This window comes from Chryseobacterium sp. MA9, from assembly GCF_024399315.1.
Lineage (GTDB): Bacteria > Bacteroidota > Bacteroidia > Flavobacteriales > Weeksellaceae > Chryseobacterium.
Window position 1 is genome coordinate 1,758,884 of record NZ_CP075170.1, and the last position, 13,325, is coordinate 1,772,208.

Here is a 13,325-nt window from a genome sequence, read left to right on the forward strand (position 1 = left end):
AAAAAAAGAAATTTCCGCGGAAATTTCTTTTTTCATGAATTACTTTTGAATTGTTTTATAGCTCTCTATCAGCCTTATAAATTCTGAACGATAGCCTTCTTCATCCTTACTTTTGTCTTGTTTGGCCAGATTCTCAATATCGGTAAGGTCTTTTTTTGTAATCAGTTCGGAATTTCTTAGTACCAAACCGAACCATGCTACTGAAGAGGCAAATTTAAAATCTGAGCTTGTTGAAGATATCCTGCTGTCACCGTTTTTAACAATCTTACTTATCTCACGGCTGGTATCTCCATCAGGTTTTTTATATCGGAATTTCACAGTTGCCATTTCATCACCAAACTTCTTTGTATCTGAAGTTGCAGAATATTTTAATTTTGTCTCTTTTGGGATAAATTCTGATTCTACATTTGCCGGAATTATCTCATATAAAGCAGTTACTGTATGTCCGCTTCCTAATTCTCCTGCATCAATCTTATCGTTTACAAAGTCTTCATTTCTCAATTTTCTGTTTTCATAACCAATCAGGCGGTATGATTTTACATATTTAGGATTAAATTCAATCTGGATCTTTACGTCTTTAGCGATGGTGTACATACTTCCAGCAAATTCTCTACCCAGAAATTTATTAGCTTCCTGCATATTATCAATATAGGCATAATTTCCATTTCCTTTATCTGCAAGGATTTCCATTTTGTTATCTTTATAATTGCCCATTCCATAGCCAAGACAGGTAAGGAAAATTCCGGTTTTTCTTTTTTCTGTGATCAACGCTTCAATATCTGTTGTTGAAGAGGCACCCACATTAAAATCACCGTCTGTTGCCAAAACTATTCTGTTATTTCCACCTTTTATAAAGTTTTCCTTTGCTAGTTTATAGGCCAATTCAATTCCTGCCCCTCCTGCTGTACTTCCTCCTGCCTGGAGCTTATCTAATGCCTGAATTATTTTTTCTTTTTCACCTGCTGATGTTGGGGGCAGTACCATTCCTGCATTACCCGCATATACTACAATCCCAACCCTATCTTTAGGTCTGAGTTGGTTCAGCAAAACTTTAAGAGAAGACTTCAGCAATGGCAGTTTATTTTCTTCATTCATTGAACCTGAAACATCAATAAGAAAAACAATATTGGATGCAGGCAGACGATCCATCGGAATGTTTTTCCCCTGAAGTCCTATTTTAAGCAGTTTATGTTTGGGATTCCATGGAGATTCACTGTATTCAGTATTAATTGAAAAAGGATCATCATTTGCAGGTTGGGGATAATCATATTTAAAATAATTAATCATCTCCTCTACCCTCACTGAATTTTTATCAACTGTAGTTCCATAATTAATCATTCTTCTGACATTGGAATAGGAAGTATTGTCTACATCAATAGAGAATGTAGAAACAGGTTGATTACGGGTTAATTCAAATGCATTTTCAACTAACGCTGTATATTCTTCATTATCATAATCAATATTCTTATCAGTTTTTTTTATAGTTTTTTTAACATTTTTTCTGTTTCCAACCTGATGGTCATAAACCCTTCCTGATTCATGGAATACAGCTGATCTTGTGCTTGATACCTCCATTGCTACAAGTGTCTTCGCCTTTGGACAGCCATTATATTCCGGCATTCCCGGAACCGTAGGGCAGGCATCATCTTTATCCAAAATACCATCTCCATCTGTGTCCGGCCATGGGCAGCCATTATTTTCAGGAGGTCCTGCTACGGTAGGACATGCATCATCTTTATCAATGACACCATCCCCATCCGACTCTACCCACGGACAGCCTTCATTTTCTACCGGACCCGCAATATCAGGACATTTATCTAATTTATTAGGAATCCCATCCTGATCTTTATCTTTTCTGATACTGTAAGTCTTTGTTTCGTTGGTCTTTTCAGTATTTTTTTGAGTTTTACAGCTTGTCAATGCAGCAAGCCCTAGCATGGTTATTACAATTTTTCTCATCTTTTAAAATTTCGACAGGAAATTATTAAAATAAATTCAATTCTGTTAATAATTGTTAAATAAAACTGATCCTTTAAATTTCATTTTTAAAAGACACTTAATTTTTAATGATCTTAAACGTTTCCCACAGATCATTGGTATGAATACGCACCAGATAAATCCCTTGAGGATAAGGAGTTAAATCAATTGTATTTTTACCTTCGGGCAATTTTTCTTTTCTCATAATAATTTTTCCGGCGAGATCATAAACAAACAGTTCTTCAATTGATTTTTTTGTTTTTATCTGCATCAAACCTTTTGTTGGGTTGGGGAATATTACAGTCTTACTATCAATCTGACTGTCAATTTCTTTCTCCATTTTTTTATTGATATGATCATTTGAAATACCTGTACTGCATTCCGGTAAAACTGCTCTTTGAAGGATTAATCTTAATAATAAATCATTCAGTTTTTCAACTTCATAAGAATCTATGGTAGGTTTGATATGGCTGTTTCCTATCCCACTGTCATCCGTAAGGAATGTATATGTTCCGTTTGTGAGTAAAGCAAATGTCCGCATCAGATATTCTGTTTGTTTATCTGTATCACTGGCGGCCAGTGGAATAATTGTAATCCCTTTCCTTGCTGCAGTCTTTATTTTACCATAAAGTTCCTTTACATTCTGTTCTGAATGGTGTGGTGGTGCATCCAGAATTAAAAACATTATTTTGGTTGAATTTTCATTGCTCCATTTCAGCTCGTCAACAGAAACTTTCAGTGCTTCTACAACAGCTTCTGGTGTATCTCCGCCACCACCGGCCTTTTGTTTTTTAATAAATCCAACAAGATCCTCTGCTTTATCCGAAAAATCAAATTTCCGGGTCACATATTCATCTTCCTGGTCTCTGTAAAAAACAGATCCATATCTTACAGTTGTATTTTTAAGATTTCCTTCGATCTTTTTCAATACATCTAAAAGTTCAGACTGAAGATAAGAAATCTCATCCCCCATAGAACCTGTAGCATCCACTACAAAAGCAAGATCCAATACACGTTTTTGCAGACATGGCTTATCCAGAATAATCAGATTCTGTCCATTTTTAAACGTCCTGATATTGTTGCTGATTATCTGCCCTGAACCATCAGATAAATAATATTTCTCTGAATCTGAGTTTTCATCTGTCATTGGTGAAATCCATAGTTCTGTGTTGCCCAAATTATCTGATACAGCCTCCCAAATAATGTTTTTCTTATCATCCAATAGTTTTACTTTTTCACCTATTACCGGCCTTCTGTCTCTATTGACCAGCTGAACTGAAACTCTTTTATCAGGGAAAAATTTCCATGTATTTTTATATTGATCTAAAATAGGAACTGCAATATCTTTCCAATAATCCCACTTAGAAAAATCATTTACTTCTCCAGCTGTCAGCTGCCCTGCTTTTGGAAGTACTTTTTTGGGTTCTTCAGGTTCTTTTAATATTTTCTCCACACTTTCTGAGGAAACCTTTTTGAGTTTTTCTATTTCTGCTTTAGATAGCCCTTTTGTCGTGATTACAACAACTCCGTTATTAGCTTTGCTTCCATACAGGGCAGTAGCTTCAAGCCCTTTCAGGACTTTTAATTCCTTTATTTTTTTAGGATCCAGGGTATTCAGAATTTCAGACTCCCGACCTATTACAACTCCATCAACAATATATAAAGGGTTCGTAGAGCGGCCGTCTATACTTTTTGCTCCTCTGATTAATATTTCATCACGTTTTTTAATTCCTGTGGTTATTTCTAGCCCTGCAACCCTCCCTTCCAATGAAGATACTGCAACCGGAGAATGTAGGGGAGCTTTATCTGCGGAAGCAATCATAACTGTTGAAGATGCAGCAACGGATTTATAACTCTTTTTAATCCCTAATGCAGTAACTACAACTTCATCAATACTTTGTGTTTTTAAAGTATCATTATATATTTTCGGTAAAGAGGAAACTATTCTATCAGGAGCTTCTACTGGTGGTAAACTACAAGTAGGATGAGGTTGATATGGGGTTATAACTACAAGTGGCGGAGATTGATGTGCTAAAGGAAGAGGTACAGGCAATTCTTCTTTTCTGATATTATTCTTTATTGTACTGTCTATTTTTGCAATATCTGTTTTATTAATTGGACCTCTTAAAGTTGTATTCTCTGCTATTACTGGCTTTAAAGGTTCTGCAACCTCTTTTTTATTCATAAAGTAAAAAGCTCCCAAACCAATCACCAGACTTGCAGCAATACCATATGGCAGCCAAATTGGAATGGCTCTCTTTTTTTCTTCTTTTTTATCTAATTTCTCTTCAATCTTACCCCACACTTTCTCAAAACCAGGAAAAACAGTTGGCTCTTCTGAAAGCTTGGAAGCTTCATTGAATTGTTGGTCTATATGATTATTTTCCATTGTTGTAAAAGTTTAAATGTTTTGATTCACTAAAAGTTCCTGCAGCTTTTTCCTTGCAAAATTGAGCTGGGATTTTGATGTTCCCTCACTAATGGAAAGCATGGTTGCTATTTCTTTATGAGGATATCCTTCAATAGCAAAAAGATTAAAGATGGCTCTGCAGCCTTCAGGGAGAAAATTCAGTAAACTCAGAATATCCTTTTCCAAGGAAAGGTTTTCTGTAGTTCCTTCAGAGTGATCAATAAAGTTCTCTTCTAGAGAAATAAACAATCCTTTATTGGATCTTAATTTCTGCAAACATTCGTTCACCGCAATTTTTCTTGCCCATGCTTCAAAAGTATCAACATTCTGAAGCTGGGTAATTTTCGTAAATATTTTGTAGAACGTATCGGCTAATACTTCTTCTATATCTTCGTCGTTTTTCAAATAGCGTCTGCAGACTGCATAAAGCCTACCCGCCATTTTCTCGTAAACTTTCCGCTGGGCATTGCGGTCGCTACGCTGGCATTCCAATAATAATTCTTGTTCCATAGTCAGGAGTTATACTATTATAGATGCAGAAACTTTTGAAAGGGTTGGAAGCATGATCAACTTTTTTGGATAAAATGGAGAAAAAATAAATTTAAAAGTCAGTTTTTAGTATTTTTTTTCATTTCAAATTTAACTTTTCCATCTGTAACAAATCTCTATTATCAACGACTTTTAATATAAATAATCTTTTTATAGTAATGAAAAATGCCAAAATTGCATCATTACTTTTTGTTTTGTCTGCAGGAAGTATGATGTTTGCCCAAGATGACTTAATCAACAAGTTAAAAAACAACCAATCACAAAATGCTAATTTTCAGTTCACAACGTTAAAAGACGTTGGTGCAACTTCTGTAAAGAATCAGGGTTCATCAGGAACTTGCTGGAGCTACTCAGGAAATTCTTTCCTTGAATCTGAAATGCAGAGAATGGGCAAAAAACCTGTAGATCTTGCTGAAATTTTTACAGCGAGAAACTCTTATCATGATAAAGCGAAATTATATGTATTAAATAATGGTGCTATCAGCTGGGGTGACGGAGGAGAACTTCATGACGTAATCAATATGTACAAGAAGTATGGAGCAGTTCCTCAGGATGTGTATACAGGATTAAAAGCAGGACAAACTACGAATAACTTCAAGGAAATGCAGGGGAAACTGAAGCCGGTTCTTGACAGCCTTGTTCAGGCTTCTTCAAAAGGAAAGCTTACGGATAACTGGATGGATTCTGTAGATACTATTCTTGATGAATATTTAGGAAAAGTACCTGCTAACTTCACATATGAAGGGAAAAACTACACTCCGAAAACATTTGCTAAAGAAGTAGTAGGAATTAATCCTGAAGATTATGTAGAATTATCTTCTTACAAAGATTATCCTTATTTTCAGAAATTTGTAGTTCCTATTCCTGATAACTGGAGCCATGATTCTGACTGGAATGTTCCGATGAAAGATCTTACAGCGATCATCGACAATGCAGTAGCCAAAGGATATTCTGTAGGTTGGGCAACTGATGTTTCTGAGCCTTATTTCTCTTATAAAAATGGTGTAGCTTATGTGCCGGACATGGAGCTTGATCAGATCACTGCAGAGAACAAGCAGACTTTGTTTACTGAGCCTAAAAAAGATAAAACAATCACTGAAGACATGCGTCAGAAAGCGCTTAACAATCTTTCTACAACGGATGACCACGGTATGCATATCGTAGGTTTGGCAAAAGACCAGACTGGTAAAGAGTATTATATGGTGAAAAATTCATGGGGAGTAACCAATGATTTTGCCGGATATCTTTATGTAACAAGACCTTATGTTGAATACAAATCAACAGCCATCCTTGTTCACAAAAATGCAATTCCGAAAAGCATCTTAAAACAATTGAAACCGACTAAGAATATTGGTTTATAGAATAAATCATTTCTGCCAGTTTAAAGGCAGTTTTAGATATTTAAATCTGTTAAAACCCGCTTCCGGAAATTCCGGAAGCGGGTTTGTTTTTAAAATATTTTTCTTTGAAAAAAAAATATTTCCCATTTTAGTGCAAAGTATTGTTTGATTTACAAAAAATATTATATTTGCATGAATCAACAAACTAATTAACATGAAAAATCTAAAGAAATTAACAAAATCGACATTAAAGAACATCATCGGAGGAAATGCACCACAGTGTGAAGGAGATACTGTTGCCTGCCGCCACAAAGCTGAAAATGGTGTTCCTGCCTACTGGTCATGCGAACCCGCTGCAACCGGATGCAGATTCTTATAAAATGGAATTCAAAGCTTTTAGAAATTGTTTATAAAAAGCAAATAAAAACCCGATTTCAGAATTTCTGAAATCGGGTTCTTTAATAAATAGGTGAAAATTAAATATAAAATAAAGTGAATTATGCTGATTTAATACCAGGCTGAATTGTCAATTCTGCTTCACAAGTGAATAAATTATGCTGTTAAAAAAATCGACCGCAAAGCGAATTCACTATTCCTGATTAATATTAAAATAAAACGCCCATACTTTCTGCTGAAAAATCTAAAAGAGCTTCTATATTTCCGTCTTTGATCTTCTGAACCCACTGATGATCCTGTAAAATAGCTCTTCCTACAGCAACAAGATCAAATTCTTCATTGTCAAGTCTTCTAATCAGTTCTGTAAGATCTGTTTTTTCTGTTCCCTGTCCTGCAAAAGCATTTAGAAAATCTCCGTTTAAGCCTACAGAACCTACGGTAATGGTTGGCTGTCCGGTAATTTTTTTAGCCCATCCTGCAAAATTTAAATCAGAACCTTCAAATTCCGGCTCCCAGAAACGACGTTGTGAACAGTGGAAAATATCTACGCCGGCTTCTTTTAATGGCAATAACCATTCTTCCATTTCATTGGGAGTGAATGCCAGTCTGGTTTTATAATCCTGCTGTTTCCATTGTGAAAGACGGATGATAATGGTAAAGTCCTCTCCTACTGCTGCTCTGATTGCTTTTACTACTTCTACAGCAAACCTGCTTCTTTCTTTTAGGGTTTTACCACCGTATTCGTCAGTTCTTGTATTCGTTACTTCCCAGAAAAACTGGTCAATAAGGTATCCGTGAGCTCCATGAATTTCGATACAGTCGAAACCAAGGTCTTTCGCAGATTTTGCAGATGCCGCAAACTGTGCAATGGTATCCTGAATATCTTCAATGGTCATCGTTGAAGCCTTTTCCATTGGAACTAAAGGATAGTCCTCAGACATCCTTGTATCTCCTACGTGCCAGATCTGAGGCCCCATTTTACCTCCGTTATGATGTACAGTATCAATGACATTTTTCCAGCCGTTTAAAGCTTCTGTACCATAGAAATCAGGAATATTCTGCATATTTTTTGATCCAGGTCTGTTGATCACAGTTCCCTCAGAAAGAATTAATCCTACTTCTGAAGCAGCTCTTCTTCCATAATAGTCTGCGATATTCTGAGTTGGAACTCCATTATCAGACTGTGCTCTGGTCATAGGAGCCATTACGATTCTATTTTTAAGCTGTAAATTTTTGTATTGAAACGGTTTAAATAATGATGATGTGCTCATATTTAAATTTATATTTTATAATTGTTACACAAAGTAACTAATAATAGTTCACTTTTGTATCTTTTATTAAAAAAATAGTGGTAACTTCGCAGTAACTTACATTAGTAACATCAAAGTAACGTATGAAACGCCAGTCTCATATGATATTTAAAATAAAAATCTCTCTATGAAAAAGAATGAATTAATGCAATACAGCTGTCCTCTGGGTAAAGCAATGGCCGCTTTGGGAAGCAAATGGAAGCCTATTATTGTTCTTGTTATTAAAGACAGGAAATTACGTTTCGGGGAACTGGCAGTACGCATTAATGTCATTTCCAGAAAGGTATTGACTGATCAGCTGAGGGAAATGGAAGCTGATGGACTGGTTATCCGTGAAGAGTTTAAGGAACTTCCTCCTCGGGTAGAATATTCTCTTACAGAAAAAGGATTGGCACTGTTGCCGATTCTATATTTACTGGAGGAATGGGAAGCGAAATATCAGGTGAAAGGACAGCATGAAGATAAAGACTGTGCTTTTTTGAATGAGGAAGTAAAAAATAAAAAGGCTGTCAATGTTTGATAGCTTTTTTTGTTTTAAAATAAATTATAAAGTTACTTTCAAAAAGGTAAGTGTATAACCAAAAAGTAAGTATATAGGTTCTGAAGTGTTTCTGATTCAAATTTGCATAAAAATTTTCATTATGAATTACAAAGAAATTGCAAAAGAAACTATTGGAAATCTGTATAAAGCCCATACCAGCATCCGAAAATCCGGGATTGATGAAAAATTAATTGCACTGGCTGAACTTCGGGTTTCTCAAATTAACGGATGTGCTTATTGTTGCAGCTACCACGCTAAAGAACTGTCCGATTTGGGCTTTGAACAGGATACCATTAACAGGCTTCCGGGCTGGAAACACACCAATGTCTTCGATGATCAGCAAAAGCTTGTTTTAGAATGGGCTGAAGCTGTGGTTTACGGCAAAGATGATTGGAAAAATATTAAAGCAAAACTAATAAAGCATTTTACCAAAAGAGAAATTGTGGAGCTTACTGCAAGCATTACCTTGATGAATACGTTGAATAAATTGAGGATTACTTTAGCGGAAGGAGACTAATCAACAAAAGAGGTGTAATATGTATTTGTTTTTATTTGTGAATTGATAATTTATTAAGTTTTATTCGAGCGCTTTCATGATAATCACCATTCAGGTAATATATAAATCCGTTATCTATCACAGCTTTTGAGCCTGCTTTAGGAATTGAATCTTTGTATTTAAAATAAAGGGTATCATTCTTTAAATCATAACTTCCAGTATATACATCTTTATCCCGCATCATTCCCTGAGAAATAAATTCGAAGCTTTTATCATCATACATTTTCAAATAAACCCAGCCTAAAGGAGCTTCTCTGTCTGCCAGCAAAACTTCTTTTTTATCCTCTTTTTTACAACTTATAACTATTAATGTCAAATATAAGAGTCTAATTTTCATGGTTTATCATTGAATGATTCAGGCAAATATAAATTAAAAACCGCTCCCAAAAGGAAGCGGTTTCAAAATTTATCTAAAATCCTGATTAGAATATCGCTGGATATTTCTGGGGATTTGTTTCATTAAACATTGCGTAGATTTTTTCTACCATATCGTCTGTAGAAGGCTTACTGAAGTAGTCGCCATCACTTGCATAGGCAGGTCTGTGATCATTTGCAGAAATTGTCAACGGATCTGAATCCAGATATCTGAATGCTTTCTGTTTTTCAAGAATCTGCTGTAAAATAAATCCTGTAGTTCCACCTTCCACGTCTTCATCAATCACTACTAATCTGTTTGTTTTCTTAACACTTTCAGCAATTTCATGAGATAAATCGAAAGGAATCAATGACTGAATGTCAATTACTTCTGCAGAAATTCCCAATTTTTCCAATTCATTGGCTGCTTCCGTTACAATTCTCCATGTAGAACCGTAAGTAACCAAAGTAACGTCTTTTCCTTCTTTAGTTACCTCAATTTTCCCTACAGGAACAGTGAATTCACCCAAATTATCCGGTTGTTTTTCTTTTAATCTGTATCCGTTCAGACATTCTACAATGATCGCAGGTTCGTCAGCCTGAAGCATTGTATTGTAGAATCCTGCTGCTTTCGTAAGGTTTCTAGGCACCAATACTAAAATACCTTTTGAAAGGTTAAGAATACCCGCCATTGGAGAACCTGAATGCCAGATTCCTTCTAATCTGTGACCTCTTGTTCTGATGATCAATGGTGCTTTCTGACCTCCTTTAGTTCTGTAATGTACTGTTGCCAGATCATCACTCATTCCCTGTAAACAGTATAGAACATAGTCTAAGTACTGGATTTCAGCGATTGGTCTTAAACCTCTCATGGCCATACCAATACCCTGTCCAAGAATGGTTGCTTCACGAATTCCTGTATCAGCGATACGTAAAGCACCATATTTTTCCTGCATTCCTTCCAATCCCTGGTTTACGTCCCCGATGTTTCCGGTATCTTCACCAAAGATTAAGGTTTCAGGATATTTTTCAAAAATTTTGTCAAAGTTATTTCTGATCACTACTCTTCCATCTACATCTTCAGAGTTATCAGAATATACCGGCTTGATCTCCTGGATGTTTTCAGACTTCCACTCCGACTGAGAGTATAAGTGAGAAGAATAGTTGTCTTTTTCAACAGCAGCAACTTCATTATATTTCTGCATCAGCTGAGTTCTTTCTGCAGAGTTTGTACCTCTTGTTGCCAACAAAGCTTTTCTTACTAAATGGAAAACGTCCTTTTTAGCTTTTGAAACCAGTTTATTGAATTGAGAAATGTATGTTTCAACTTCAGCATTCTGATCTTTAAGGCTTTCAACTAAAGGTAAAATAGACTGAATAAGTTCAGAAATTGCTTTCTGATAGTTTTCCCAAGCGGTTTTTTGTCCTGCTTTTGCGATCTTTTTTGCTTCATCATCAATTGCTTCCAACTCTTCAGTAGTCGCAATTACTTCTTCTTTTCCTTCAATTTCGATAGAATAGTTCAGAATCCACTCTTTGAATTTCACTAATCCGTCAAACTCAGCTTCCCAAGCCAGACGTTCTTCATTTTTATATCTTTCATGAGATCCGGATGTAGAGTGTCCCTGAGGCTGAGTAACATCAATTACATGAACCACTACCGGTACACTTTCTGTTCTTGCAAAATGTTCTGCCTTAGCATATGCATCCAATAATGCAGGATAATCCCAAGCTTTTACCTGAATGATTTCACATCCCTGGTTCTCTCCTTCTTTTCTCTGGAAACCGCTTAACATCTCACTGATGTCAGCTTTTGCTCTTTGATTTTTAGTAGGAACTGAAATTCCGTACCCATCATCCCAGATAGAAACAATCATAGGAACCTGAAGTGCACATGCCGCATTCAGCGTTTCCCAGAAATGACCTTCTGCTGTAGAAGCATCTCCAATTGTCCCGAAAGCTATTTCGTTTCCTTCTCTTGAGAATTTTTCTGAACCTTCAAATTTTACACTTTTATAAATAGTAGACGCCTGAGCCAATCCCAATAATCTTGGCATCTGGCCGGCAGTAGGAGAAATATCAGAAGAGATATTTTTCTGAGCTGTCAAATCTTTCCAGCTTCCGTCTTCATTTAAACTTCTTGTTGCGAAATGCCCGTTCATCTGTCTTCCAGCTGAAGCAGGCTCTCTTTCCACGCTTGTATCTGCATACATCTGTGCAAAGAAACTTTCTACTGTTAAGGCATCTATTGCCAATGCAAAAGTCTGATCCCTGTAATATCCTGAACGGAAGTCTCCATTTCTGAAAACTTTCGCCATTGCAAGCTGAGGAAGTTCTTTTCCATCCCCAAAAATTCCGAATTTAGCTTTTCCTGTGAGTACTTCTCTTCTTCCGAGATAAGACATTTCACGAGAGATCCTTCCTAACTTATAGTCTCCAAGTATCTGATTTTTAAAATCTTGGAAGGATATTTGCTGTGTTTCAATATAGGTTGTTTGCATAGCTAAGTAAAAAAGTTTTTTATCTTCAAGTATTTTGCTAATATACACTTTTTAAATTAATTTTAATTTTTAATAATCTTTTTTAAAAATTTGATAATAAAAAAAATTGTGCTTTATTTTGAAAAAATTTGTAAAAGATGGAAAAAAAGTCACCTCACATTTTGAATGCATCCAGCAATCTTTTAGGATTTTCATTGATCATTATTACCTCACTGAAAATCTCTAAGATCAGTCAGAGTACGTATTTGGACGAATTTGCAGGATTTGCAGGTATCCTTTTTGCTTGCAGCTGCTTCTTTTCATTTCTGGCTATCAGAACAAAAGCTGAAAAGCGGGAATACTCCTTTGAGAGCATTGCGGATTATTTATTTTTAATTGCTTTATTTTGTATAGTTCTGGCTGTTATTATTGTAACAGTAAAAATAATCTGATTCCAAAAACACACACTCAATTATCATTATCCAATCAAAAAGCATAGATATTTATCGATAAACGATCATTTACATCATTCTGGTATATTATTTGAAATTAATTTTAATAATTATTTTTAAAAACACTAGAAGATGACAAAAAAATTACTTACCGTAGTTAAGGTCTTCGCCTTTTCTACACTTTACTTCGCACAGGTAGGAATAAATACCTCGAATCCTCAAACGACCCTTCATATTGATGGAGCCAAAGACAATCCAACATCAGGAGTTCCTTCAGTAGTACAGCAAACTAATGATTTCGCAGTGACTAATACAGCTCAAGTAGGTATAGGAACTATTACTCCAACAGAAAAACTGGATGTAAGTTCAGGAAATGTACGTGTCCGAAATATTAATTCCAATATTGGAGTTGGCGGAACAGACAGAGTAGTGGTTGCAGATGCCAATGGTGTTCTGAAAACTATAGACTTTACAGCCTATTCATTATTCCATGCTCGTTTGGCTGCTGATCAGAATATCGGTAGTGCAGCTTCAATTGTGACATTAATGTTTGCCAGCCCAGTTGCTACTTCACCATTTTATTCTTATAACACTTCTTCAGGAGTTCTGACATTCAACCAGGCAGGTAATTATCTGGTGACGTTACAGGCAAGTTTTACAAATATTTCTGCAGGAGCGCAATTACTTTTAGGAATCAGACCGGTTCCGGACAGTAACTACCTGGGAAGGGGAAGCCATTATGCAGGAGCTTCAACTCCTACCCTAACAGCTTCAACAAGAATTGGTGAACTAATGAATTATACAACTGTAATTGTAGTGCCTACGGCTGGTTATCAGATTCGTTTTACAGCAGCTCCCAATCAAGCATGCACTATTTTATCAACGGAGATGGGACCTACAGGAAATGGAAATGTAACCAATGTAACGGTACAGAAAATATAAACAGGAAAACATTGATAA

General features: G+C 35.8%; 12 protein-coding genes. 6 read left to right on the plus strand and 6 right to left on the minus strand.

The window, feature by feature from the left end:
- Nucleotides 1–39: 39 nt before the first annotated feature.
- The 3 genes from KIK00_RS07965 to KIK00_RS07975 all read right to left on the minus strand — a co-directional run bounded on the left by KIK00_RS07965 (nt 40) and on the right by KIK00_RS07975 (nt 4,897).
- Nucleotides 40–1,959 (minus strand): VWA domain-containing protein, encoded by a 1,920-nt coding sequence (locus KIK00_RS07965; protein ID WP_255816023.1) that lies wholly within the window; start codon nt 1,957–1,959, stop codon nt 40–42.
- A gap of 97 nt (nt 1,960–2,056) precedes the next feature.
- Nucleotides 2,057–4,366: a T9SS type A sorting domain-containing protein gene (locus tag KIK00_RS07970; protein WP_255816024.1), complete on the minus strand. Its 2,310-nt coding sequence runs from the start codon at nt 4,364–4,366 to the stop codon at nt 2,057–2,059.
- Between the two features lie 12 nt (nt 4,367–4,378).
- On the minus strand, nt 4,379–4,897 hold the full coding sequence (locus KIK00_RS07975) for an RNA polymerase sigma factor (RefSeq protein ID WP_255816025.1): 519 nt from the start codon (nt 4,895–4,897) through the stop codon (nt 4,379–4,381).
- Nucleotides 4,898–5,094: 197 nt separating this feature from the next.
- On the opposite strand from KIK00_RS07975, the gene KIK00_RS07980 reads away from it, so the two are divergent.
- Together KIK00_RS07980 and KIK00_RS07985 are read left to right on the plus strand one after the other, a co-directional pair.
- Complete coding sequence (locus KIK00_RS07980; RefSeq protein ID WP_255816026.1) at nt 5,095–6,297, plus strand: aminopeptidase C; 1,203 nt, start codon at nt 5,095–5,097, stop codon at nt 6,295–6,297.
- Nucleotides 6,298–6,490: 193 nt separating this feature from the next.
- Nucleotides 6,491–6,655, plus strand: a complete 165-nt coding sequence (locus KIK00_RS07985) for a hypothetical protein (protein WP_157885757.1) — start codon at nt 6,491–6,493, stop codon at nt 6,653–6,655.
- Between the two features lie 226 nt (nt 6,656–6,881).
- Here the strand turns inward: KIK00_RS07985 and KIK00_RS07990 are convergent, their stop codons facing one another.
- Complete coding sequence (locus tag KIK00_RS07990) at nt 6,882–7,943, minus strand: NADH:flavin oxidoreductase (protein WP_255816028.1); 1,062 nt, start codon at nt 7,941–7,943, stop codon at nt 6,882–6,884.
- A 166-nt stretch (nt 7,944–8,109) separates the two neighbouring features.
- Between KIK00_RS07990 and KIK00_RS07995 the strand changes: the two genes are divergently transcribed.
- Nucleotides 8,110–8,502: a helix-turn-helix domain-containing protein gene (locus KIK00_RS07995; RefSeq protein ID WP_255816029.1), complete on the plus strand. Its 393-nt coding sequence runs from the start codon at nt 8,110–8,112 to the stop codon at nt 8,500–8,502.
- Between the two features lie 121 nt (nt 8,503–8,623).
- Nucleotides 8,624–9,040: a carboxymuconolactone decarboxylase family protein gene (locus KIK00_RS08000; RefSeq protein WP_255816030.1), complete on the plus strand. Its 417-nt coding sequence runs from the start codon at nt 8,624–8,626 to the stop codon at nt 9,038–9,040.
- 31 nt (nt 9,041–9,071) lie between these two features.
- Here the strand turns inward: KIK00_RS08000 and KIK00_RS08005 are convergent, their stop codons facing one another.
- Both KIK00_RS08005 and KIK00_RS08010 read right to left on the minus strand, forming a co-directional pair.
- Entirely contained in the window at nt 9,072–9,416 is a 345-nt protein-coding gene (locus tag KIK00_RS08005) for a hypothetical protein (RefSeq protein WP_255816031.1), read from the minus strand.
- Nucleotides 9,417–9,501: 85 nt separating this feature from the next.
- Complete coding sequence (locus tag KIK00_RS08010) at nt 9,502–11,934, minus strand: thiamine pyrophosphate-dependent enzyme (RefSeq protein WP_255816032.1); 2,433 nt, start codon at nt 11,932–11,934, stop codon at nt 9,502–9,504.
- 137 nt (nt 11,935–12,071) lie between these two features.
- On the opposite strand from KIK00_RS08010, the gene KIK00_RS08015 reads away from it, so the two are divergent.
- Together KIK00_RS08015 and KIK00_RS08020 are read left to right on the plus strand one after the other, a co-directional pair.
- Nucleotides 12,072–12,365 (plus strand): hypothetical protein, encoded by a 294-nt coding sequence (locus KIK00_RS08015; protein ID WP_255816034.1) that lies wholly within the window; start codon nt 12,072–12,074, stop codon nt 12,363–12,365.
- 132 nt (nt 12,366–12,497) lie between these two features.
- Complete coding sequence (locus tag KIK00_RS08020) at nt 12,498–13,307, plus strand: hypothetical protein (RefSeq protein ID WP_255816036.1); 810 nt, start codon at nt 12,498–12,500, stop codon at nt 13,305–13,307.
- Nucleotides 13,308–13,325 lie beyond the last annotated feature (18 nt).

Bases quoted from the DNA above. Each gene is read 5' to 3' on its own strand.
- KIK00_RS07965 (WP_255816023.1), bottom strand. From the start codon at position 1,959: ATGAGAAAAATTGTAATAACCATGCTAGGGCTTGCTGCATTGACAAGC.
- KIK00_RS07970 (WP_255816024.1), bottom strand. From the start codon at position 4,366: ATGGAAAATAATCATATAGACCAACAATTCAATGAAGCTTCCAAGCTT.
- KIK00_RS07975 (WP_255816025.1), bottom strand. From the start codon at position 4,897: ATGGAACAAGAATTATTATTGGAATGCCAGCGTAGCGACCGCAATGCC.
- KIK00_RS07980 (WP_255816026.1), top strand. From the start codon at position 5,095: ATGAAAAATGCCAAAATTGCATCATTACTTTTTGTTTTGTCTGCAGGA.
- KIK00_RS07985 (WP_157885757.1), top strand. From the start codon at position 6,491: ATGAAAAATCTAAAGAAATTAACAAAATCGACATTAAAGAACATCATC.
- KIK00_RS07990 (WP_255816028.1), bottom strand. From the start codon at position 7,943: ATGAGCACATCATCATTATTTAAACCGTTTCAATACAAAAATTTACAG.
- KIK00_RS07995 (WP_255816029.1), top strand. From the start codon at position 8,110: ATGAAAAAGAATGAATTAATGCAATACAGCTGTCCTCTGGGTAAAGCA.
- KIK00_RS08000 (WP_255816030.1), top strand. From the start codon at position 8,624: ATGAATTACAAAGAAATTGCAAAAGAAACTATTGGAAATCTGTATAAA.
- KIK00_RS08005 (WP_255816031.1), bottom strand. From the start codon at position 9,416: ATGAAAATTAGACTCTTATATTTGACATTAATAGTTATAAGTTGTAAA.
- KIK00_RS08010 (WP_255816032.1), bottom strand. From the start codon at position 11,934: ATGCAAACAACCTATATTGAAACACAGCAAATATCCTTCCAAGATTTT.
- KIK00_RS08015 (WP_255816034.1), top strand. From the start codon at position 12,072: ATGGAAAAAAAGTCACCTCACATTTTGAATGCATCCAGCAATCTTTTA.
- KIK00_RS08020 (WP_255816036.1), top strand. From the start codon at position 12,498: ATGACAAAAAAATTACTTACCGTAGTTAAGGTCTTCGCCTTTTCTACA.